At 32.6% G+C, this 21,924-nt stretch carries 24 protein-coding genes; 9 read left to right on the top strand and 15 right to left on the bottom strand.

The annotated features are described in order from the left end of the window. On the top strand, positions 1–324 hold a 324-nt coding region (locus tag Q0800_RS07870; protein ID WP_299128774.1), incomplete at its 5' end, for an FAD-dependent oxidoreductase. A 69-nt stretch (positions 325–393) separates the two neighbouring features. Here the strand turns inward: Q0800_RS07870 and Q0800_RS07865 are convergent. The 5 genes from Q0800_RS07865 to Q0800_RS07845 all read right to left on the bottom strand — a co-directional run bounded on the left by Q0800_RS07865 (position 394) and on the right by Q0800_RS07845 (position 5,038). Next, the gene (locus Q0800_RS07865) at positions 394–1,224 is read right to left on the bottom strand and encodes a DUF2807 domain-containing protein (protein WP_299128773.1); all 831 of its coding nucleotides are present in this window, start codon (positions 1,222–1,224) and stop codon (positions 394–396) included. Between the two features lie 172 nt (positions 1,225–1,396). Next, positions 1,397–2,125 carry a head GIN domain-containing protein gene (locus Q0800_RS07860; protein ID WP_299128772.1) on the bottom strand — a complete coding sequence of 243 codons (729 nt, stop codon included), beginning with the start codon at positions 2,123–2,125 and terminating at the stop codon, positions 1,397–1,399. Positions 2,126–2,301: 176 nt separating this feature from the next. Then, positions 2,302–4,077 (bottom strand): PspC domain-containing protein, encoded by a 1,776-nt coding sequence (locus Q0800_RS07855; RefSeq protein ID WP_299128771.1) that lies wholly within the window; start codon positions 4,075–4,077, stop codon positions 2,302–2,304. Beyond that, positions 4,074–4,415 carry a PadR family transcriptional regulator gene (locus Q0800_RS07850; RefSeq protein WP_299128770.1) on the bottom strand — a complete coding sequence of 114 codons (342 nt, stop codon included), beginning with the start codon at positions 4,413–4,415 and terminating at the stop codon, positions 4,074–4,076. The genes Q0800_RS07855 and Q0800_RS07850 overlap by 4 nt, the downstream gene beginning before the upstream one ends. 176 nt (positions 4,416–4,591) lie before the next feature. Further along, positions 4,592–5,038, bottom strand: a complete 447-nt coding sequence (locus Q0800_RS07845; RefSeq protein ID WP_299128769.1) for a DUF4870 domain-containing protein — start codon at positions 5,036–5,038, stop codon at positions 4,592–4,594. Between the two features lie 169 nt (positions 5,039–5,207). On the opposite strand from Q0800_RS07845, the gene Q0800_RS07840 reads away from it, so the two are divergent. From Q0800_RS07840 to Q0800_RS07830, 3 genes are all read left to right on the top strand, one after another. Next, positions 5,208–5,660: a DUF4442 domain-containing protein gene (locus tag Q0800_RS07840; protein ID WP_299128768.1), complete on the top strand. Its 453-nt coding sequence runs from the start codon at positions 5,208–5,210 to the stop codon at positions 5,658–5,660. Positions 5,661–5,812: 152 nt separating this feature from the next. Beyond that, on the top strand, positions 5,813–6,637 hold the full coding sequence (locus Q0800_RS07835) for a TIGR00266 family protein (RefSeq protein WP_299128767.1): 825 nt from the start codon (positions 5,813–5,815) through the stop codon (positions 6,635–6,637). Positions 6,638–6,853: 216 nt separating this feature from the next. Then, entirely contained in the window at positions 6,854–7,051 is a 198-nt protein-coding gene (locus Q0800_RS07830; RefSeq protein WP_299128766.1) for a hypothetical protein, read from the top strand. A gap of 27 nt (positions 7,052–7,078) precedes the next feature. On the opposite strand, the gene Q0800_RS07825 is transcribed toward Q0800_RS07830, so the two are convergent. Both Q0800_RS07825 and Q0800_RS07820 read right to left on the bottom strand, forming a co-directional pair. Next, positions 7,079–8,017: a LysR substrate-binding domain-containing protein gene (locus Q0800_RS07825; RefSeq protein ID WP_299128764.1), complete on the bottom strand. Its 939-nt coding sequence runs from the start codon at positions 8,015–8,017 to the stop codon at positions 7,079–7,081. A 149-nt stretch (positions 8,018–8,166) separates the two neighbouring features. Continuing rightward, entirely contained in the window at positions 8,167–9,171 is a 1,005-nt protein-coding gene (locus Q0800_RS07820; protein WP_299128763.1) for a hypothetical protein, read from the bottom strand. 132 nt (positions 9,172–9,303) lie between these two features. Here Q0800_RS07820 and Q0800_RS07815 point away from each other — a divergent pair, with 132 nt between their 5' ends. The 3 genes from Q0800_RS07815 to Q0800_RS07805 are packed head-to-tail and all read left to right on the top strand — an operon-like array spanning position 9,304 to position 13,100. Continuing rightward, a complete protein-coding gene (locus Q0800_RS07815; RefSeq protein ID WP_299128761.1) occupies positions 9,304–9,816 on the top strand; it encodes an RNA polymerase sigma-70 factor in 513 nt (170 codons plus the stop codon). A gap of 57 nt (positions 9,817–9,873) precedes the next feature. Continuing rightward, the gene (locus tag Q0800_RS07810; protein WP_299128759.1) at positions 9,874–10,800 is read left to right on the top strand and encodes a FecR family protein; all 927 of its coding nucleotides are present in this window, start codon (positions 9,874–9,876) and stop codon (positions 10,798–10,800) included. Between the two features lie 23 nt (positions 10,801–10,823). Continuing rightward, a complete protein-coding gene (locus Q0800_RS07805) occupies positions 10,824–13,100 on the top strand; it encodes a TonB-dependent receptor (protein ID WP_299128757.1) in 2,277 nt (758 codons plus the stop codon). A 97-nt stretch (positions 13,101–13,197) separates the two neighbouring features. Here Q0800_RS07805 and Q0800_RS07800 read toward each other — a convergent pair whose 3' ends face one another. The 7 genes from Q0800_RS07800 to Q0800_RS07770 form a co-directional block, all read right to left on the bottom strand. Further along, the gene (locus Q0800_RS07800; RefSeq protein WP_299128756.1) at positions 13,198–13,620 is read right to left on the bottom strand and encodes a DUF2141 domain-containing protein; all 423 of its coding nucleotides are present in this window, start codon (positions 13,618–13,620) and stop codon (positions 13,198–13,200) included. A gap of 215 nt (positions 13,621–13,835) precedes the next feature. Then, entirely contained in the window at positions 13,836–15,089 is a 1,254-nt protein-coding gene (locus Q0800_RS07795; protein ID WP_299128755.1) for a DUF58 domain-containing protein, read from the bottom strand. A gap of 77 nt (positions 15,090–15,166) precedes the next feature. Beyond that, on the bottom strand, positions 15,167–16,225 hold the full coding sequence (locus Q0800_RS07790) for a MoxR family ATPase (RefSeq protein ID WP_299128753.1): 1,059 nt from the start codon (positions 16,223–16,225) through the stop codon (positions 15,167–15,169). Then, positions 16,225–17,430, bottom strand: coding sequence for a DUF4350 domain-containing protein (locus Q0800_RS07785; protein ID WP_299128752.1), 1,206 nt, complete (start codon positions 17,428–17,430; stop codon positions 16,225–16,227). Before Q0800_RS07785 ends, Q0800_RS07790 begins: the two co-directional genes overlap by 1 nt. Next, positions 17,423–18,154: a hypothetical protein gene (locus Q0800_RS07780; protein ID WP_299128751.1), complete on the bottom strand. Its 732-nt coding sequence runs from the start codon at positions 18,152–18,154 to the stop codon at positions 17,423–17,425. The genes Q0800_RS07785 and Q0800_RS07780 overlap by 8 nt, the downstream gene beginning before the upstream one ends. After that, positions 18,147–19,067: a hypothetical protein gene (locus tag Q0800_RS07775; protein ID WP_299128750.1), complete on the bottom strand. Its 921-nt coding sequence runs from the start codon at positions 19,065–19,067 to the stop codon at positions 18,147–18,149. Before Q0800_RS07775 ends, Q0800_RS07780 begins: the two co-directional genes overlap by 8 nt. Then, positions 19,064–20,047 carry a stage II sporulation protein M gene (locus Q0800_RS07770; RefSeq protein ID WP_299128749.1) on the bottom strand — a complete coding sequence of 328 codons (984 nt, stop codon included), beginning with the start codon at positions 20,045–20,047 and terminating at the stop codon, positions 19,064–19,066. The genes Q0800_RS07775 and Q0800_RS07770 overlap by 4 nt, the downstream gene beginning before the upstream one ends. Positions 20,048–20,081: 34 nt before the next feature. Between Q0800_RS07770 and Q0800_RS07765 the strand changes: the two genes are divergently transcribed. Continuing rightward, complete coding sequence (locus Q0800_RS07765) at positions 20,082–20,807, top strand: RDD family protein (RefSeq protein ID WP_299128748.1); 726 nt, start codon at positions 20,082–20,084, stop codon at positions 20,805–20,807. 225 nt (positions 20,808–21,032) lie between these two features. Then, on the top strand, positions 21,033–21,644 hold the full coding sequence (locus Q0800_RS07760) for a trimeric intracellular cation channel family protein (protein WP_299128747.1): 612 nt from the start codon (positions 21,033–21,035) through the stop codon (positions 21,642–21,644). A 24-nt stretch (positions 21,645–21,668) separates the two neighbouring features. Here the strand turns inward: Q0800_RS07760 and Q0800_RS07755 are convergent. Further along, a partial coding sequence (locus Q0800_RS07755) for a M3 family metallopeptidase (RefSeq protein WP_299128746.1) occupies positions 21,669–21,924 on the bottom strand: 256 nt, incomplete at its 5' end.

Raw genomic sequence — 21,924 nt, 5'->3', positions numbered from 1 at the left:
ACTGGTGTTAGAGTTTTTAATAACCAGACCAATGAAAAACACGAGATTCCTGCAACAGGGTTTTTCGTAGCAATAGGGCATAAGCCAAATACAGATATATTTAAAGGATTCTTAGATCTAGATGAAACAGGGTATATCATTAATGTACCTGGAACGTCTAAGACTAATGTCGAGGGTGTTTTTGTAAGTGGTGATGCTGCAGACCATGTGTACCGACAAGCAGTGACTGCAGCTGGTACGGGTTGTATGGCTGCTTTAGACGCAGAGCGTTATTTAGCGGCAAAAGATGCTGATTTTGAAGTTGTAACACCAACATACAACTAAACAATATTGTGGTAAATAATAAAGCCGAAGTACTTAAGCTTCGGCTTTTTTTTGGCACTAAAGAATTATTTAGCGTTTCTTTTTTTGAAGTTTTACGGTGTCTGTAAATTTTGTAATTGTTATTGTAGGACTACCAAATAAATAAATTTCGCTGTCGCCAGAAGCAGCTATAGTAATAGTATCTGTAGAAGAAATGGTTAAATCACTATTATCTTCTAATGAAGCATCAACCGTTTTTACATCAAAATTAGGACTGTTAAAATTTGTTGAGCTGTCTAAACGAAGTATAGAGTTGTTGGCAGAACCTTCAATAACAGCATCAGAGCGAGAGTAGAGGTCAAAGTCGGCAATTTTACTATTAATTAAAGCGTCTAGTTTACTATTATCGCTTAGTTCTATTTTAGTAGAATCTGCAGTAAGATTAAGTCTGGTTTTAGATTTTCCTGAACTTTTATAAATAAAATTATTTGCTTTAATATTTAAATATGTTCTAGAATTATCCGCAGTAATTAAGGTAACATCTCCTAATTCCATCGAGGTTAAAGATCTTATTTCGCTATCACCTTTTACTTCAATAGTTTGAAGCATATCTCCATAATTTACGGTGATGTTCAATTTTTTCTTTGAAGTAATTCTCATAGATTGGGAGAATGTAAGGACCCCTTCAACAACGTCAAAAAGTATGATGTCGTGCAGATTATCATCGGCCTCTATATTTACAGAAGGTTTACTGTTATAAACGATTTCTATTGAAATATCTCCATTAAGAGCTAAAGTATGAAAGTCATCTATATACGTTTGTTTAATGGTAACATTTCTATCACCTTTAATTTTTTCTTGTGCTGTTAGGCTAGTCGCCGATAGCAGCGTAACAAATAGAATGAGTAATATTTTTTTCATGTAACATCTTTATTTCGCCATAAATAGGACACATATCACAAATAATGTCACTTTTAAGCTGTTAAACAAAGATATACAAAAACCGTCCCAAACTCTATAAATAATTTGAAACGACTTTTACTTGTTTGATTTTTAGAATTTTACGTGTTAAAGTGATACGCTTTTAAAGTAATTAATGACGTCTTACGCTCCCAGACGAATTATTAGATTTATCTATTTTCTCAGGATTGCCAGAGTAGGTTATATCTGCTCCACTAGTTGCTCTTGCTGTTAATTCTTTTGAGGTGTTTATAGATATATCGGCACCGCTTGTAGCTTTTACTTTAGAAATTTCTGCTTTAAGTTGCGATGCTTTTATATCACTACCACTAGTAGCTTGGGCAATAAGCAATGTTGTTGTACCACTTACTATAATATCACTGCCACTAGTTGAATTACAATTTAGAGTTTCTGTTTTAACTTTAAGCCTCATATCTGCACCGCTTGTTGTGTGTAATTCTAATGTATCGGTTTTTATTGTATTTGTTGAGAATACATCACTTCCGCTTGTAGCCATTATTGAAGATAAATCGGTTACATTAAGATTAATTCTTCTAGATGCGGCACGTCTTATATTTTCTGTAGCATAGATTGATAATACGCCATTTTCAACATCGGTTATAATAAAATCATGAAGGTTTTCATCGGCTTCAATACTAAGTGCTATAGCATTACTTTGTGTAAGGTAAAGCTCTAATCCTTGGCTAATCTTAACGGAGTTAAAATCGTTTAAAATTTTTCTTTCTTGTGTGATTACATTTCGGTTTCCATCGACGCCAGGTCCAAGGTTCATGGAAAAATTACAGGACAGCATAAAAATGCCTAAAATACTTGTTACGACTAATCTTACTAATGTACTCATGATTATTTGTTTTTTTTGATTGAACGTTTTTGTTAATCTACCAGAAGTCTAAAAAGACCTCTGATAGTAATTAACAACATTTTGATTGACTTACTCTTTAATTGATTATATTACAAAGCTACCGTGTTTATTTATGGATTTGTAGTTTAATAGACCCAACTGTTGATTCTAAGGTATCAATTGTTATTAACATTGATGTCAATCCCATCTACCTCATTTATCTTTACGCTTACATCTGGTTCTTCGGTTGTATTTTTAGTTGTATCGCTTTTATCTCCTTTATTGTTTTCTAAATTATTAGGTTTGTCTAGTTCGCAATCCAAACACGCTGTATCATCATTTAGAATTTTTACATAATGATTTTTGTCTACATTATAAAGTAAGTTATTGCTATAGCTGCTATAGCCACGCGTATTTTTATCTGCGTATATAATTGTACCCTCGGGTAAGTATAGGATGACATTGACTTCTTGGTCGCTAAACTTATTTTTAGCATCTGTAATTAAATACTTGTCTAATTTTAAGAGACCCTTATTAAAAGTATATTTATAATTAATACGCTCTGCACGTTTTTTAGCATTATTGTAGTTATTACCCTCTGCTTCTTTTTCTATAATTAAGCGCGCTAAAGAATCGGTGGTAGATTTTACCTTAATCCTAACGTCCGATGACATAATGCTTCTACCGTTATCGTTTTCTATAATTTTTAAATCACTGCCGTTACGATACACGTAACCATTGTAGTCTTCAAAATTATGCATGCTAATTTTTAAAGTATCTCCAGATTTTATATTTAGGGTTTCTTTTTGAGATACACTTGCCTCAAAGGCATGTTCTGCTGCTTGTCTAAATCCTATAATAGCAATACCAATTAGCGATATTAGCCATAAACCTAATAACGTAAATTTAGCCACATGGCCTATAGACTTTAAATTTTTAATTAAAATTTTTAGTCCTAAATAAAGGATGAAAAAAAACGGAATGGCAACCGCAAAGAACACTAACATTGATATTAGCCACATTGGTGTATTAGCTGCATTGCCTAGTTCTACGAGGTCCATACCAGGTACATTAACTGCATTGGTAATACCTACCGAAAAAAGCGCAACGATAAATACCAACAATGCAGTAATACCAGTAATGATTAAAATAACACCTATGAACTTAGCAATAATCTTAAGGAAAAACATAATAATAGTTCCTATGGAATCAAAAAAGGTTTGTGAGCTCGATTTTAATCGGTTGCCTTGCTTTTGAAAATCAACATTTTTTACGGTCTCAGAAATGTTGCCTGAGACATGATCAAAACCCTCTTTAAACTTTTCTTCGTGTTTTTTAAAGTCAATATTCTTTACGGCTTCAGAAACGGAATCGATACTGTCTTTAATTTTTTTTTCAATATTACTGATGTTAACAGGATCGCCAGACATTGTTAGTTTTTCTGCTGTTGTAGATGCCTCTGGTACTAAGGCCCAAAAGATGAGGTAAATAAAAATAAAAGTACCTCCAGATCCAATAGTTAAAAGCGCCCAAATTAATCGCATCCAAATAGTATCTATACCAAAGTAATGGCTTAAACCAGCCGCAACACCACCAATGTAAGAGTTATCAGTGTCTCTATATAATTTTTTGGTTGCTTTAGAGCTATAGGACGTTTTTGCTTTTGGTTCGTCTTCAAAGATTTCATCATCGACTAAATAATCCTCTGGTTGTCCCATAATTGTAATGACATCGTCTACCAATTTAATGCCAACCACTTGTTTTTCGTTTTGTATGCGCTCAGAGAATAGCTCAGCAATACGAGCCTCAATATCTGCTATAATTTCTGAACGACCTTGAGAGTCTGTAAATGAACGTTTTATAGCCTCGAGATAGCGTTGTAATTTAATATAGGCATCTTCATCTATATGGAAGAATATACCTGCTAAATTTATATTGACTGTTTTATTCATTTTTTTGTTGTTTTTGTACTGGTTACTAGGTTAACTGCATTTTGTAAGTCACTCCATGTAGAGTTTAACTCGTTTAGAAACAGTTTTCCTGTTTCCGTAAGACCATAATATTTTCTAGGTGGTCCAGATGTGGATTCTTCCCAACGATAACTGAGTAATCCGGCATTTTTTAATCTTGTCAATAGTGGATATATGGTACCTTCTACAACAAGCATTTTTGCGTCTTTTAGCGTGCTAAGAATTTCTGCAACGTAGGCATCTTCATCTTTTAAAATAGATAAGATGCAGTATTCTAAAACACCCTTACGCATTTGTGCTTTTGTGTTTTCTATTTTCATGTGTTTCTTTTATTTAATTTAAGGTCACATGCAGTTCGCGCATTGACATTAAGTTGATTAACTAATGATTTGGTTAGCGCTCGTGTCATAATTTAAGTGTCTTAAACTTGATTAAACTGTTCATTTTTTGATTGATTATTGATGAACCCTTGGACTTCGCTTAGGGTAATTGATTTCTATTTTAAAAAATTGATGGTAAGAGGATATTTGTAAAACTCGCCATCTCTAGCGGATAAACTCGCCTTTACAATGAGTGCCAATTCTACAATAAAAGCGATAAGAGCTAGTGCTCCTAAACCACCACCTATATATAATAGAGGAGAAGGTTCGCCAATATTGATATGAAAGTTGTGAAATCCATTAAAATCTATAACATCCAATCCTCTAAACAATTTAAATATGAAAAATGGGACGCTTATAGTGCCTATAATAATGGCATATAATAACACACTAATTTGAAAATTAATGGCCTGTTTTCCGTGCGCATCTACAAACTCAGATTTATCTTTATTTGCTGCCCAAAGTACAATAGGACCAATAAAGTTGCCAAAGGGAATTAAAAATCTAGAAAAAGTAGATAAGTGTATAAAGGTTGCTAAATTTTTGTGATGATTGTTTATCATATTTTGATTGCTATAATAGTTGCTTATACAAATATATGTCTTTAAAAAGGTATTATGTTACGCATAGTACTAAATATTAACATTTTGTTAACATTAGTAAAGCTAGATTAATTCAGTTATTTTAGTGAAAATTAAGTTTCCTATTTTTATGAGAATGAAATAAATTTCAATGAATATATCTCCTTCAAAACTCAACACCTATTTACTCTTTAAGCTTCCTGCAGCATATTTTACAGGCGTTAGAACAAAGCAAATAGACGACACAACTTGCGTGGTTTCTGTAAAGCATCGTTGGATCAATCAGAATCCTTTTAACTCCATGTTTTGGGCCGTGCAAGGTATGGCTGCTGAGTTAAGCACTGGTGCATTGGTCATGAAAAAGATTAGAGAAAGTGGTAAGCGTATCTCCATGCTGGTGGCCAATAACAATGCTACGTTTTCAAAAAAAGCAACAGGCACAATAACATTTACTTGTAATGACGGACAAAAAATAGATGAAGCAATAGCTAAAGCCGTTGGAACTGGCCAAGGACAGACCGTACGGCTTACTGCCAAAGGTATTAATGAAGATGGTGTAGAGGTGTCTTCCTTTAATTTTGAATGGACGCTAAAAGTAAAATAGTATGTCATTACATGGAATGAGGAACAAATGACGTGGCAATCTCAGTTTACAGTTTTTGGATTTTGTGTATTAGATTTTGAAATTTTAAGAGGCTGTAACAAATGTTATTTTTTTGCAACATATAGCCATCAACTAAAAAAACGATAAACATTATGGAAAACTTACCAGACTTTAGAGAACGAAATGCACACGAAATAGATTACCGTATCTATGGGGAAGAAATGCAATATGTAGAAATTGAACTCGATCCAGATGAAGGTGTTATTGCTGAATCTGGTAGTTTTATGATGATGGATGACGGGATTAAAATGGAAACCATTTTTGGCGATGGTTCTCAAAAAGATAAAGGGTTTTTAGGAAAAATATTAGGCGCAGGAAAGCGCATCCTTACAGGTGAAAGCTTGTTTATGATTGCCTTTTACAATAATCTCACAGGTAAACGTAACGTCTCTTTTGCCTCGCCTTATCCAGGGAAAATTACACCAATTGACCTATTAGAATTTAATGGTAAGTTCATTTGCCAAAAAGATGCGTTTTTATGTGCTGCTAAAGGCGTGAGTGTTGGCATTGAATTTTCTAAGAAATTAGGACGAGGACTGTTTGGAGGAGAAGGCTTTATTATGCAAAAGTTAGAAGGAGATGGTATGGCTTTTGTACATGCCTGTGGTACCACAGCAAAACGTGTTTTGGCACCAGGAGAAGTGATGCGTGTAGATACAGGTTGTATCGTTGGTTTTACCCAAGATGTAGATTACGATATTGAATTTATAGGTGGCTTTAAAAATACTGTATTTGGTGGTGAAGGTTTGTTCTTTGCTAAGCTCCAAGGGCCTGGTACGGTTTATTTACAGTCCTTACCTTTTAGTAGATTGGCTGGCCGTGTACTAAAGTCAGTTCCACGAGGAGGTAACTCTAAAGGGGAAGGGAGTATCCTTGGCGGATTAGGCGATTTGTTAGATGGCGATAACCGGTTTTAATTTTATAATGAAGTCATAAACTAAAAACTAAAGCGTAATAATTCCATTTATTAGAAATTAATTTCAACTAAAAATTTCAGCCATTTACATAATAAGCTGTTAAACTTTATTGGTTTTGTTTTACCAATTGTATTTTTTTTCTATCTTAGAAATTGAATTGAAACAATAGCCAATAGACAATTTACGCTTTGTTAAACCTAAAACTTTAAATGACCTATGGCCAGAGCAATGTTTGAGTACACAAAAACCGTACTTAATAAGGTGAGTTTTGATGCGACATTATTCTGTAAAGAAGTGAAAAAAGCAGCCGAGCGATTACTGCCTCACGAACTTGAAGAATTAAGAATCTTTATTCAGTCCCTAATCAATCAAAACCCAGAATTAAATCAATGTTTAATATATTTAAAAGCATAGAAAAAAGCGATGAGATAGTCGCTTTTTTTATTTAGCAAGTGGACTAATAATTTCTACATTCTGAAATTTAATGGCTCCACGTATAATCCCAGAAATGCTATTATGCATAGCATCTATAATCTGCATTTTAAGTTCGCTTTTATGGTATAAAATACTTACTTCTCTAGCAGGTGAGGGTTGAGTAAAATGCTTAAGATTAGGATTAAGTTTTTCCTTAAGATCAAGCGTATGTAAATAGGGTAAAAGCGTCATGCCCATACCTTCGTTAGATAGTTTTATTAATGTTTCTATACTGCCACTTTCTAGTTGAAAGCTATCATCCATTTGGTCTTTAAACGTTTTACATAGATTAATGACTCCATCTCTAAAACAATGACCATCTTCTAGTAATAACATATCTTCAATATCTAAATCAGACACATCAATAGTTTTCTTGTCTTTTAGCCTATGGTTATTTGGAACGTATGCGACAAAAGGTTCGTAATACAATACACGTTCTTTAATGTTTTCGCTTTCTAACGGAGTAGCAGCAATGGCAGCATCTAAATGTCCATCGCTGATACGTGCAAGGATTTCTTCTGTGGTAAGTTCTTCAATCTTTAATTTTACTTTAGGGTATTTTTTAATGAAATTTTTTAAGAACATAGGCAATAACGTAGGCATTACCGTTGGTATAATACCTAAACGAAACTCTCCACCAATAAAACCCTTTTCTTGGTCAACAATATCTCGAATGCGATCTGCTTCATTAACAATATTTCGTGCCTGAAAGATGATTTTACGACCTAAATCAGTGACTTCAATTGGTTTTTTACCGCGATCAAAAATAATAATATCTAGCTCATCTTCTAGTTTTTGAATCTGGGTACTTAGTGTTGGTTGCGTAACAAAGCACTTTTCTGCTGCCTTGGTAAAGTTTTTATGTTCAGCTATCGCTAACGCGTATTTGAGTTGTGTGATTGTCATTATTATAGATTTAAGTTATAAATATACATAAATCAATTCAAAAAAACTATAACATATTTGAGTTGGTTTAAAACAAAAAACCTTCAGAAGTTAATCTGAAGGTTTTTAAAATACTACTAATCAATTTATTAATTTGGGTACATGCAGTTTTAGTCACAATCAACTATATCATCTTCAGTATAACCTAAGCAAGCTGCATAGCACATGTTAGAGAAAACTTCTGCTACTATCTCTCCATTTGGAGTTGTGTACTGAACACATACAGGTTCAATAGGTTCATTTTCGCATTCTACACAATCATTTCCACCACCAATGTCTCCAAAACAGTCAATTAAAATAGCTTCAAAATCATCTGCGCTGTTTATGGTAACTACGTCTTCATTTTCTAATGTCACTGAAATTGGATAAACAAAATCAAAGGCATAGACATCGTACAATGCGTTCGCAAATTCTTCCTCAGAGTTTATTGTAATTGTTGTATCATTATTTACAATTATAGATAACGGATAGTTAAGTGTAAAGCATTCTAATCCTTCAGAATAATAATCTTCTTCACAAGTATCTACAAAATCTTCTTCTGTAAAACCATCACATTCTGCATAACATGCATTTGGGTATGTAATTGTAAATGTTTCTCCATTTGGATCAGTAATTTCTACACAAACAGGTGCATATTCTTCTGTACATACACAGGCTTCAATTTCATCAAAGAAACAACCTTCAATTAGAGTAGCAAACTCATCTTCGTTGTTAATAGTAACTACCTCAATAGCATTAGTATCATCATTATAGATTTCTACATCAAAAGGAAATGCAATGCCATTAATGTATAGCTCATCAGTAGAATTAATCATCACATCTACTAAACCATCTAAATCGGCTACAGTTAATGTTGTACCATTGTTATAAGACAATGTTAATGGGTAAACAAAATCAAAACAGAAATCAAAAACAACATTTCCAGAAGGATTGTCTGTTTGCGTTACGTTTCCATTTTGGTCATAATGAGTTCTTAACTCACCTAAAGCTTCGGTGATTGATAAACTCTCTTCAGTTTGTTGTTCTTCTTCTAATGCTGGTTCATCGTTAGTACAAGAAGTGACTAAGAAAAGTGCCATAAGCATGCTTAATAATGCAATTTTTAAATTTTTCATTGTTAATTAATTTTGGTTTAAACTTGTTTTAAAGAGGTTAATCGATACTAAGACAACCCTTAAAATAAAAACCCTACTTTTTTCTCAAACTTTTTTTTTCATAGTTTTGAGAAATTAATATTAAGACCGTTAATGGCTAAAGATAATTGTAGTATTTGCAACTCAAAAACATTTGAAGAGATTTACAATACCTATGCAAAAGACATAAGACGCTTTCTGTTTTTTAAAACACAAGATCTAGATAGAGCAGAAGATATTATGCAAGAAGTATTTATAAAACTTTGGGATAATTGTAGCAATGTAGATTATGATAAAGTAAAGAGTTATATATATAGTATTGCCAATAATATGTTTTTAAATGAGGTAAAACATCAAAAAGTGGTGCAAAACTTTAATAAGCATAATAAAAGAGAAAGTACTAATGAATCTCCTGAGTTTATAATGTTAGAGAAGGAGTTTATGGAAAAGTTAGAAACCACAATTGCAAGTTTACCAGAAAAACAGCGTAAGGTTTTTTTAATGAATCGCATAGAAAAGAAAAAATATGCAGCCATTGCTGATCAGCTAAATATTTCGGTTAAGGCGGTTGAAAAAAGAATGCACCAAGCATTAGTAACGATGCGTAAGGAAATAGGCAATGTTTAAAAAAATAAATTTTGAGTAGGGTTTTTATTTTATGAGTTGTCTTATAAACGTAACAAGATGAAAAAAGAGTTTTTACATAACGATTCAGAAACATTTTTAGCTCAATGGCTAGAAGGAGAGCTTTCAGATAATGAATTGAAAAATCTAGTAAGCGAAGATGACTTTACGGCTTATTTAAAGCTAAGAAAAGGTGTTGACGTTGCAGAGAAACTAAACGCTCCTGTTGGCGATACGTTTGCTAAAATTCAAGATAAAATAGATAGCAAAAAACAAAAAGTAAGACCGTTATTTGCTAATTGGACGATTGGTATTGCGGCTTCAATCGTTTTATTATTTGGCTTGTTTTCAATTTTTGGAGACAAGACAATTACAACTGAAACTGGATTTGGAGAAAGTAAATCAATTGTACTTTTAGATGGTACTGAAGTACTTCTGAATGCTAAATCTAAAATTACTTACGACGAAGATGATTGGAATAAAAAACGAAGCTTACAACTTGAAGGTGAAGCTTATTTTAAAGTTGCTAAAGGAAAAACGTTTATTGTAGAGACAGACAATGGTTCTGTTACTGTATTTGGAACCCAATTTAATGTTAATTCTACTGAAGATTATTTTGATGTCGTTTGTTATGAAGGAAAAGTAGGCGTTAAGACGACTAAATATAATCACATCCTTTTACCTAATGATGCTGTAAGAAGAGTTAATGGTTATCCATCCCAAGTCTCAATGCATTTAGACAAAAAGCCAACTTGGATTGATGGAGAAAGCACTTTTAGAAGTGTACCATTACGTTATGTTATAAAAGCCTTAGAAGACCAATATGATATTACTTTTGATACCAAAGCTATTAATACTAAAGATATATTTACAGGAAGCTTTCCACATAACAATTTTAACATTGCTTTAAAGACCGTCTTTGAGACACTCAATATAAATTATAATGAAAAAGAAAACCGTAACATTAAACTAAGGTATAAGGAATGAGGTTGATCTATATCTTAGTCTTAATGTTACTACCTACACTAGCCTTTTCTCAAGAAGAGGCTTTTTACATTGAGTTTAAAGACATAACCTTATATGATGCCATAGAAGAAATAGAAAGCACTTATAATGTGCTTTTTTCTTATAAAGATGATTATGTAAAAGATAAAAAAATTAGCCTAGACCTTAAAAAAAGAACGCTTTCTGAAACATTAAATAAACTTCAAGAGGTTACAAAACTTTATTACAATGTGGTAGATCAACGCTATGTTATTGTTAGTCAATTTGAAAACAATCAAACAATAACAGAGCACTTAGATAGAATCGTCATACGAAGCTATCTTGCAAAAGGTATCGAAAAGAATAGCCAAGGAGCGTATAAAATATATCCATCGCGTTTAGGGATTCTGCCAGGTTTAACAGAACCAGATGTTTTAGAAAGTATTCAATTATTACCAGGTGTTTTAAGTCCTAATGAGACTGCATCTGGTTTTTTTGTTAGAGGCGGAGCTTCAGATCAAAATCGATTGATTTGGGATGGTATAAATATTTATCATAAAGGACATTTGTTTGGTATGATATCTCCATTAAACCCTAATGTTACTTCTGAGATTAAATTTATAAATAAAGGCACACATGCTAGATATGGCGAGCGTTTATCTAGTGTTACTGATATTAGTTCTGGGATTTTAATTAGTAATCAACTAAAAGCTGAAATTGGTTTTAATGGTGTTAATACTGATGCTATTTTAGAGATACCGCTCATTAAAGATAAACTAAATATCCAAGCCTCATTAAGACGAAGTTATACTGATGTATACGAAACGGCTACATTCAAGCAATTGGCTGATAAAGTGTTTGAAAGTACCAAAATTAGTCAGAATAAAAATAATGATAACGATTTTTCATTTTTGGATTATAATATAAAGTTGAATTACAAGCCGAATATTAAAAACAATTTCTACGTAAGTTTAATAGGAATTGATAACCAATTAGATTACAGATCTAGCGAAGCAGAAAACAATCGCGATTTTAATGACAGATTGAATATCGAAAATATGGGTTATGGTTTGGGCTGGAATCATATTTGGAGCACTAAACTAAGTCAAAGCACAAAAGCCTTTTTCTCAGATTATAAACTTAATTATAATTATATCACTTCAGAGGATGGTGAACAAGTGTCAGATTTTGAAAAACGAAATACTATTTTTGATTCTGGTATTTCTACTGAGTTAAATTATAAAGCTTCAAGCCAAAACAACTATACTGTTGGTTACCAATACACACTTAAGGATGTGGCTTACGCTTTTGTAAATACTGCAGATTTGCGCTTTGTTTTAGACACTGAACAAAAAGTTGTACAGTCGCATAGTGTATTTGGACAGTACGATTATAAGAATTCTAAATTGTTTGATATTTCCTTCGGATTGCGTAGTACTTATTTTAAAGAGCTAGATGCGCTTAGATTAGAACCAAGATTGCTTGTTTTTAAAGAATTGAATAAACGATTTAAACTACAGGCAAGTGCAGAAATAAAGAATCAGATTATTAGTGAAATAGATGAAACTGTATTAAGCGATTTATCATTAGAAAATAGAGTTTGGCGATTAGCGAATGCTAATGATTTTCCGATTATTAATAGTAAACATGCTTCAGCTGGATTCACTTATACCTATAACAGTTTTAGCTTTGACACGGATTTGTATTATAAAAAACTAAAAAATGTTACTGCTTTATCTCTTGGATTTTTAAATCCTGAGAACAATGGTTTTAATAGTGGTGATCAGAATGTTTTAGGGATGGATGTGTTTGTAAAAAAGCGATTCAATGGGTTTAATTCTTGGGTGAGTTATTCTTATAATCGTGCTCGAAGTCAGTTTAAAAACCTTAATAACAATAAGTCTTTTAAATCTAAATCTAACGTCACTCATGCTGTGTCAACAGCATTGAGTTATAAGTTAAATGGTTTTCAGGTGGCATTAGGATGGAAATGGCAAACAGGAAAGCCATATACCATAGCAGATACTAATAATGATGGTGAACTTGTGTTTAATAATGGTGTTAACACTGCAGAATTACCTGTTTATCATCGTCTCGATTTGTCTTCGACCTATAGTTTTAAAATGTCTAAGCGAAACCAATTAAGAGGTAAAGTTGGTATTTCGGTGCGTAACCTCTACAACAGAAAAAATTTAATTAGCAGAGAATACAGAGGTAATAATAGTTTGGACGATCCAATAGAGCTTATAGAGCGTTATTCTATAGGAATTACGCCAAATTTTATGTTTAGACTGTATTGGTAGTCTAAAGATAGTTGCAGCCCTAGATTGATAGCAAAAGACTGAGCAATTCTATATAGAATATACTCAGTCTTTTTATTTTTTAATTGCTTACCTTCTATTAGAAGCGAATGTTCAATTCTAAATTTTCACCTTCAACTTTAAACTTAGCATCGTCATATTGTGGTGGTCCAAATGACATGACGTTATTAGACATGCCGTAAGATTCAGTTGGCATACCGTTATCTTGAAAATCCATTCTTCCATTTTCATTTTCATCATGTAAAGCCATAATAGCATAGTCGCCTGGTAAAACATTCTCAAAAGTGATAATTACTTTTCCGTCTTTAATTTCGGTTTCAGCATTTAGAATACCTTTTCCTTTCATAAAGGTTTCAGAGGTGTGTAAAGCTAGCATTACTTTACCTGTATCATTTTTTACATTATCTATGGTTACTTTAATGGTGATACCTTCTTTTTCTTGCGAAAAGCCAAGTAGTGATAGAACTAATGTAATGGTAAGTGTAAAAACTAATTTTTTCATAATAAGAGAATTTTAAGTGTTAATGGTTTTGATTGATAGGACAAATATCTAACGACTTATACGAATATTACAATTGAAATTACCGAACTGTTATTTGTACAGGATGAAATGTAGGTTTTGTAGACTGGTAAATCTCTTTAAGAATCGTATTGTAGCTTGGAGACTAAGTAAATGATTAAGAGAACTTACTAAAATCTAAAATCTAAAATCTAGTCCTAAATCAATCCTCTGGCTTTAATCTCTAAATATTTATTGATGGTATTAATTGTGAGATGCTCAGGCGTAGTTAAAATAGATTGTATACCATATTTATGAAGCTCTTTTACCATCAACCGTTTTTCAAAAACAAATTTCTCAGCTATGGTTTTGTGGTATATGGATAATAAGTCTTCTGCGTTTTCTTTAATTAAGGCATCTAGTTCGGTATTTTCAAAAAAGATAACTACGAGCAGATGATTTTTAGCTATGGCCTGTAAATAGGGTAATTGACGATGTAAGGCATCTAAAGTTTCAAAATTAGTATACATTAAGAGCAGACTTCTTTGGGTAATATTTCGTTTAACATCAATATATAATCTTGAAAAATCTGATTCCGAAAAATCAGTATTCACGTTATATAAGGTTTCTAAAATTGTGTTCATTTGCGAAGGTCTGCGTTCTGCAACAACTCTATTTTCTACCTTACGAGAAAAGGTAAACATTCCTGCTTTATCTTGTTTTTTTAATGCCACGTTACTTATTACTAAAGTGGCATTAATGGCATAATCTAATAGGCTAAGTCCATCAAAAGGCATTTTCATAGCACGGCCTTTATCAATAATGCTATAAATGGGTTGAGAGCGTTCATCCTGAAACTGATTCACCATCAGTTGATTACGCTTTGCAGTTGCTTTCCAGTTAATATTTCTTATATCATCTCCGGTAACATAATCTTTGATTTGCCCAAATTCCATGGTGTGACCAATGCGACGTATTTTTTTTAGTCCATATTCAAATAATTTATTAGAAAATGCAATGAGCATATATTTTCGCAGTTGCAAAAACGAAGGGTAGTTTGGTACCATAGCATCCTTGGCAAATTGAAAACGTCTGGTCACTAAAGCAATGGGTGAATTAACAAAAACATTAAGATTGCCAAAGTAGTATTCGCCTCGTTCTAGAGGTCTTAAAGTGTATGTTATTTTCTTTTTCTGACCCTTAACGAGTTGGGTGTTAATTTGAAAATCGCGCTTTTGGTATTGAAAAGGTAATTCGTCTATTAGCTGTAAATCGGTCTTAAAATTGTAGTTATTTTGAAGTGTTAATACAATAGGATTATCGTCTCCATTACTTAATTTTTCTGGTAAAACCCTTACGGCACTAATACCTTTTTGTTTAAATAATAAAATAAGGTCTATAAGCACCAAACCAACTGCTACAAAAAACAGAAGGGTAACTATAGGTAACAAACCAGAAAACAGGTAAGACATAATAAACAACCCAACAAATACAATTGTTATAATGAAAAACCTAAAGGTTAAATATGTATGTTTAAAGAAACGCTTCACTATCTCGGAATCTCAATAGTTTCTAAAATTTGATCCACAATTTTATCTACAGTAAAAGCTTCCATTTCTCGCTCTGGTGTTAATACTAAACGATGCTTAAGAACCGCTTTGGTACAGCGCTTAATATCGTCTGGTGTTACAAAGTCTCTACCATTAATAGCGGCATTGGCTTTTGCTGCGTTTAGGATTGATAGTGATGCCCTTGGTGATGCTCCTAAATAGAGATTGGCATTGTTACGTGTATTGTTAATTATAGCGGCTATGTAGTTTAGTAAATTGTCTTCAACCACAATTTGCTTAATTAAATCTTGATATTTTTTAATTGAATCGGACGATAAAATGGCATTAATGGTATTAAAGTCCATCGTATCTTTACGATTATGGTTGTCTACCAAAATTTGTATTTCATCTTCTAAGGAAGGGTATTCTACTTCAATTTTGAATAAAAATCGATCTAGCTGTGCTTCGGGTAAACGATAAGTACCTTCTTGTTCAATAGGATTTTGAGTCGCAAAAACTAAAAATGGTAATTCCATATTATAGCGTTCACCATCCATAGTAATTTGGCGTTCTGCCATAACCTCAAACAGTGCAGCTTGTGTTTTTGCTGGCGCTCTGTTAATTTCGTCAATTAAAATAATATTAGAAAAAATAGGGCCTTTTTTGTATTCAAACGTATTGGTTTTTACATTAAAGATAGAGGTTCCTAAAATATCACTCGGCATTAAGTCTGGAGTAAATTGAATTCTACTAAAATCTACATCTAAGGTTTTAGCTAAGAGTTTGGCAGTTACCGTTTTGGCAACACCAGGAACTCCTTCAATTAAAGAATGTCCATTTGTTAGAATTGAAATGATGAGAAGCTCAATCATTTCATTTTGTCCTACTATAAATTTTGCAATTTCTTGTTTAATTTGTGCAACGCTATCCTGCAGTGGCTTTAAATCAATACGATTTTTAAAATCTTCTGATGCGGTCTCTGCAGTTTTATTGCTGTTTATTTCATTAGATTTAGATGCGTCTAAATGCTCTGAAGATGATGCGTTTTGTTCTTCCATTATCTTGTATGTTTTGTAAAGTGTTCTATTTTTTTATTTAATTCTATAAGCTCTTGCTTGGTATGGTTGGTTTTAGATTTTAAAAAGACCAAATAATCTACCAAAGTTCTTGTATCTTCTTCAGAATTACTAGATTTAATAGCTAGTTTCTCAATAAAATTTGGATTCAGTTGATTGGTGTCTAAGTAATAATTGCTGCGCACAAACTCTAAAAAATAGTGTATCTTTTTTTCAATAATATTAGTAAAATTGCCGTGTTGGTAATAGAGCTCTCCAATAGTTTTAGTAAAATCTACAGTGGCATTTTCTAATTTATTAATTACAGGTATAATACGCTGTGTGCGTTTACCTCTAAAGATTACAAATAGCATAAGGCCAAACATACTAATGTAAAAGGCCCATTTTAAAGCTGTATTATTAAGTATGTAACGCAATGGACTTGTTATTACTTTTTTGCCACTTTTATAATTATTATCCCAAATAATTTGTTGCTTAGGGAGATAGGATAAAACTGTAGCTGTATAATCTTCTTTATCTGCCATAAGGTGGTAATTGGTAAATGCAAATGGATTGGCATGTAATATAAATTGGCCTCCGTCTTCGCCAACCTCTACTTTTATAAAATTTGGATGGGTTTCTTCTTTGTCGTCATCGTCCGTTAGCGTTATTGTTCCTAATACTGTTGTTTTTAATGTATCTATAGTGCTAAAATGACTGTTTTCTATAACATCTTTAAAACGTTGGTTGTTTTTTTGTAAACTTGGACTGGTAAACTTATGTAGAGATTCTTTTTTGTAAAGATTACTGTATTGTCTTTGTATGGCTATACCTATAGAGTCTAGAACATTACCATAAAAATAATTACCACTCATAAAAACAGTATTGCCTTTTTTAGCAAAGTCCATTAATGCTTTAGATTCTTCGCCATCAAAACTTACATAATTATTAATAAACATAAGTGTCTTTGTAGTTGTGGTATCTATGCGTTTAAGGTATTCGTATACAGAACGTTCAGACGTTAATACCTCACCTTTTGAAAATGTTTCTAACTCATTAAACAAAATATAGCAACCTAGAGGTATTTTATCGGCAGCGGAGTAGGAGTCTTGCCAATTAAGTGCCTTTGGTTTAGTAACCTCAGCAATCATCATTAAAACAACTACAGCTCCTATGAGGTAAAGTGCTATTTTAGAACGCTTATCCATGCTGTGTTGTTTTATTAAGTTGATTAAAATCGGCTTTATTGTTATTAAAGCTTACTTCATCAATAGGGAATTCTCCGTACCATACATAATCGTAGATATAAGAGATACGTTTAAATGACTTCTTTAAATTAGTATCCTTAATCTCATTAAGGTAGTCTGTATTTGTTTTATCATAATGCCATTCAATAACTTTTTTATTGGCCAAAATCTTTAATGATTTTAGATACATGTAGCGTGTAGCTAACCTGTAGTTATTACTATTTAAGGCTTGTATAATGAGTTTCTCAAAATCGATCTGCTCAATATCTTCTTCAACATAGTTAAAACCATCTAAAGCTTTGTCTTCGGTTTTAAACACAGCACTCACTGGGTTTTGAAACAAGAATTTTAGTAATACATAGAACACAACAATCCCTAATAATCCATAAACGATGTACTCTAAAGTTTTATAATCTATCCAATCTATATCAAAACCAAAAACATCACCTAGCCAATTAAAAAATGATCTAAGTATACGCTGCATTAAATTAACACCACCTGTGTCGTTAATGGAATAATTAAAGTCACTACTATCATAGCGTTCTTTTAGGTTATCTTTAAAATAGATAACTTCCAAATTAGATGAGTCTCTTTTAACGAAGGCTTTTTGAGCACTCACTGATAAAAAACTTACAAGTGTTACAATAGAAGAAGTGGTGCTATGTTTTAAGACCTTGTTATTCATTAACACCAATTTCATCTATTTTTTTCTGAAGAAATATATTATGCTTTAATTCGTACAGATTGTAATACAAAATGCCATAAGCCAGTTGCGATAAGGCTTGGGTGTAAATAAACGATAATAAAAACGTTGCAAAACCAAAGGTAAATAGTAATGAGGCCAAGGTACTCGTAGCGAGATCTACATTACTTTCAACAGAAAAGTAGGCGTAAATTCCGATGATAAATCCTGGTATAGATACCACTAAAAATGTAATCATAAGATTAAGGATACCTATAACCAAACCAAATAAGATCACACGCCAAAAATTAGCAAAGGTAAAATCAAAGCCTTCGGACAAAGCGTCGCTAAATCCTTTTTTTCTTGAAAAAATAGACATAAATGTGAGCCCAAAAATAGCAGTCATTGCAAAGCTTAAACCATATTGTATGAGCATACCTAGAAACGGAATAAAAGCTAAAATTCCTGAGACTATTAAGTAAGCAACATATAAAAGCGCACCCACGATAATAAATAGTACTATAGTACCAATATTACTAATAATGCTTTTCCAAATATTTTTTGAAATAATTACGCCTCTATTATTAGCATATTCTGCCAAGTAAGCACTAGAGAAGCTATAATTGATGAGCGATGTAATAAATACAATTAAAAACAAAATAATGCCACCAGCAATAAAGTAACCCTCAGAGGCTACATTATTACCAATACCAAATCTAAAATCTCTACTTGCAAGTCCCATAAAACCGGTAACTAGTAAATAAGAGCAAATTAAGGTTAAGATTATACTTATTGCATTATACCTTAGATACAGGCTGGTATAAGCTTTAAAATTTTGCTTTAAAAATAAAAAGTAGGTGTTAATAATATCGCCAAATGTACTTCGGGTTCTAAGTTCTATATAATTTTCGTTCACGCTAAAACAGGTTTGGGAGTTAATGTCGTTTTGGCTTTATTGAGTAAAATAGGATACACAATGTAATAGTAGATAATGAGAAACAGCGATAAAAAAATAATGCCGTAGGCTAAAAACCAAGGCATTTGTTCTCCATAACGTGTTATGAAACCTTCAATAAACCCAGCGATGATAAAAAACGGAATTGTACTTACAACAATCTTAAGCCCATCTTTTGCGCCTTTCATAAAAGCTACACGCCTAGAGTAAGTTTTAGGGAATAAAAAGCTATTACCCATAACTAAACCTGCACAGCCAGCAATAACAATAACAGAAATTTCAATTGTGCCATGCAACCAAATCGTTGATGTTTTTTCTAATATACCGTAGTTATAAAAGAAGGTAATGAAAGCACCTAGCATTATGCCATTACTAAATAGTACCCAAACGGTACCAACGCTAAAAAACACTCCGAGAGCAAAAGCAATTATGGCTACTCTAATATTGTTAATCGTAATCCCTAAAAATGAACCAATATTACTTCCGCTTTTATACACAGCCATAGGTTCGCCATTTTCAATATTCTCAATCGTCATATTAACATAGGCATCTCCTAAAATTAATCGAACAAACGAATCGTCATTTAACGTGGATACAGCACCAATAACTACGGCTGCCATAAATATTAAAAATGTGTATAGTAGTGTCTTATGGTAGGTGTAGAAAAATAAAGGGAATTCATCGCGCCAAAACGAAATGATCTTATTCTTAGATTCTTTTTTGGTAATATATATTTTTTGATGTGCTTGAGACGCCAAGGAGTTTAAATACAATAAGGTCTTACTGCCTGGGTAATACGTTTGGGCATAAGATAAGTCATTTGTAAGCTGTATGTAGTAAGAAGCCAAATCATCTGGATTTATTTTAGCATTATTATTTAATGCATTTTCAAAACCAATCCATTTTTCCTTATTTTGCTTCACGAAAGAGGCTTCGCGCATAAATCACTCTAATTTAAAACGAATATACATTTCCATGAGCAAATTAGCAATTAACACAGCGCAAAATGTTAACCTAGATTATAAGTTAATTGGATTGGGTGAACGTATGGTGGCATTCTTAATAGACGCTATTATTTTGTTTACTTATATGACGATTATGGAAAATCTTATGAATATCTCTGAGATATTTGATGCAGACGGATGGACCAGACGTGGTTTTTTAGGCTTATTTACATTGCCAGCTTTGTTTTATTCGGTGTTATGTCATATCATTTTTGGCGGACAAACTGTAGGTAAAATGATTATGAAGATTAAAGTAGTTCGTTTAGACGGGTCGCCTACACAATGGTATAATTTTATGGTACGTTGGATGTTGCGTATTGTTGATATTTGGTTCTTTTTCTCGTCTATAGGTGTGCTTAGCATTTTATTGTCGGATAAAAAGCAGCGCGTTGGTGATTCTGCTGCTGGTACAGTAGTAATTAGTGTTATGAAAAAGCACAAAATTACCAGTACAATTTTAGAGGACATAAGTACAGATTACCAACCCGTGTTTAATAATGTAACCCAGCTTACAGATAAAGATGTGAGAATCATAAAAGAGGCTTTTACTATCTCTAAAAAGAATAGTGATTATAAGACGCTTACCATTTTAAAAAAGAAAATTTGCGACACATTAGGTATTGAATCTAAACTGTATGATATTCAGTTTATAGATACAATTTTGAAAGATTACAATTACTATACCCAAAACATGTAAGCAGAGAGCCAATATTTACAAGCGATAGCGAAGAAATTATTGAGCGAATCGCTTATGCTGAGCGCAGTCGAAGTATCTAAAGATTAGGTCTTTGCACGGTGGTAATTTGTAAAGTTATAAATACTATTCTATAAATCTGAACTTAATTTAGATGCTTAAAATAAATACAGACATACCGATTAATAATGGGATTTCTGCATCCGCAGAACGTAAGATAGAGGTAAGATGTTTTTTCAAACTATAGACATATTAGGAACCATAGCATTTGCCATTTCAGGTGTACTTGTAGCTATGAATAAAAGAATGGACCCATTTGGTGTCCTCATTATAGCATTTGTTACAGCTGTTGGCGGAGGTACGTTAAGAGATATTATGGTTGGTGTAGAACCTGTATCATGGATGCGTAACATGACTTTTGTTTATGTTATTATTGGTACTACAGTCTTTGCTATGGTTTTTAGAAACTTATTAAAGCATTTAAGGCGATCTCTATTTCTGTTTGATACTATAGGTATTGGTCTGTATACGGTTATTGGTATTGAGACAGGTTTGGTTGCAGATTTACATCCAATTATTTGTGTGGCTCTTGGCACCATGACCGCTTGCTTTGGTGGTGTGCTTAGAGATATTTTATGTAACGAAATCCCTGTTATCTTTAGAAAAGAAGTTTATGCCACGGCTTGTATTATTGGTGGATTCACCTATTTTTTACTACGTCTATTTTTAGAGGACCGCAACTATCTTTTTATTATAGCTGGTATTGTTGTCATTATACTAAGATTAGTAGCCGTAAAATTTAAGATTAGCCTGCCAAGTTTGTATAAAAAAGACGCTTAATATATTTATATTTCTGTTTAATTTTTAAGATTGCGGAACGGGAAAGCCTCTATCCTTCATTAAGGCTTCAATCTTTGCATCACGGCCTCTAAATTTTCTATACGCCTCAGCTGGGTCCATAGCATTGCGTGGCGCAAAGAGGTATTTTACCAATTTATCTGCTAAATTTTTATCATAAAATCCATCTGGTGCGTTTCTAAAGGCTTCAGACGCATCACTGGTTAAGACATCTGCCCACATATAACCATAATAAGCTGTGGCATAACCTTCACCAGAAAAT

The sequence above is a fragment of the uncultured Winogradskyella sp. genome, from assembly GCF_937958655.1.
GTDB lineage: Bacteria > Bacteroidota > Bacteroidia > Flavobacteriales > Flavobacteriaceae > Winogradskyella.
The sequence above is the reverse complement of the archived record's forward strand: the minus strand, read 5'-3'. Positions and strand labels throughout refer to the sequence as shown.

Excerpts from the sequence above, each read along its gene's own strand:
- Q0800_RS07865 (WP_299128773.1), bottom strand. The coding sequence starts at position 1,224 with ATGAAAAAAATATTACTCATTCTATTTGTTACGCTGCTATCGGCGACT.
- Q0800_RS07860 (WP_299128772.1), bottom strand. The coding sequence starts at position 2,125 with ATGAGTACATTAGTAAGATTAGTCGTAACAAGTATTTTAGGCATTTTT.
- Q0800_RS07855 (WP_299128771.1), bottom strand. The coding sequence starts at position 4,077 with ATGAATAAAACAGTCAATATAAATTTAGCAGGTATATTCTTCCATATA.
- Q0800_RS07850 (WP_299128770.1), bottom strand. The coding sequence starts at position 4,415 with ATGAAAATAGAAAACACAAAAGCACAAATGCGTAAGGGTGTTTTAGAA.
- Q0800_RS07845 (WP_299128769.1), bottom strand. The coding sequence starts at position 5,038 with ATGATAAACAATCATCACAAAAATTTAGCAACCTTTATACACTTATCT.
- Q0800_RS07840 (WP_299128768.1), top strand. The coding sequence starts at position 5,208 with ATGAATATATCTCCTTCAAAACTCAACACCTATTTACTCTTTAAGCTT.
- Q0800_RS07835 (WP_299128767.1), top strand. The coding sequence starts at position 5,813 with ATGGAAAACTTACCAGACTTTAGAGAACGAAATGCACACGAAATAGAT.
- Q0800_RS07830 (WP_299128766.1), top strand. The coding sequence starts at position 6,854 with ATGGCCAGAGCAATGTTTGAGTACACAAAAACCGTACTTAATAAGGTG.
- Q0800_RS07825 (WP_299128764.1), bottom strand. The coding sequence starts at position 8,017 with ATGACAATCACACAACTCAAATACGCGTTAGCGATAGCTGAACATAAA.
- Q0800_RS07820 (WP_299128763.1), bottom strand. The coding sequence starts at position 9,171 with ATGAAAAATTTAAAAATTGCATTATTAAGCATGCTTATGGCACTTTTC.
- Q0800_RS07815 (WP_299128761.1), top strand. The coding sequence starts at position 9,304 with ATGGCTAAAGATAATTGTAGTATTTGCAACTCAAAAACATTTGAAGAG.
- Q0800_RS07810 (WP_299128759.1), top strand. The coding sequence starts at position 9,874 with ATGAAAAAAGAGTTTTTACATAACGATTCAGAAACATTTTTAGCTCAA.
- Q0800_RS07805 (WP_299128757.1), top strand. The coding sequence starts at position 10,824 with ATGTTACTACCTACACTAGCCTTTTCTCAAGAAGAGGCTTTTTACATT.
- Q0800_RS07800 (WP_299128756.1), bottom strand. The coding sequence starts at position 13,620 with ATGAAAAAATTAGTTTTTACACTTACCATTACATTAGTTCTATCACTA.
- Q0800_RS07795 (WP_299128755.1), bottom strand. The coding sequence starts at position 15,089 with ATGTCTTACCTGTTTTCTGGTTTGTTACCTATAGTTACCCTTCTGTTT.
- Q0800_RS07790 (WP_299128753.1), bottom strand. The coding sequence starts at position 16,225 with ATGGAAGAACAAAACGCATCATCTTCAGAGCATTTAGACGCATCTAAA.
- Q0800_RS07785 (WP_299128752.1), bottom strand. The coding sequence starts at position 17,430 with ATGGATAAGCGTTCTAAAATAGCACTTTACCTCATAGGAGCTGTAGTT.
- Q0800_RS07780 (WP_299128751.1), bottom strand. The coding sequence starts at position 18,154 with ATGAATAACAAGGTCTTAAAACATAGCACCACTTCTTCTATTGTAACA.
- Q0800_RS07770 (WP_299128749.1), bottom strand. The coding sequence starts at position 20,047 with ATGCGCGAAGCCTCTTTCGTGAAGCAAAATAAGGAAAAATGGATTGGT.
- Q0800_RS07765 (WP_299128748.1), top strand. The coding sequence starts at position 20,082 with ATGAGCAAATTAGCAATTAACACAGCGCAAAATGTTAACCTAGATTAT.
- Q0800_RS07760 (WP_299128747.1), top strand. The coding sequence starts at position 21,033 with ATGTTTTTTCAAACTATAGACATATTAGGAACCATAGCATTTGCCATT.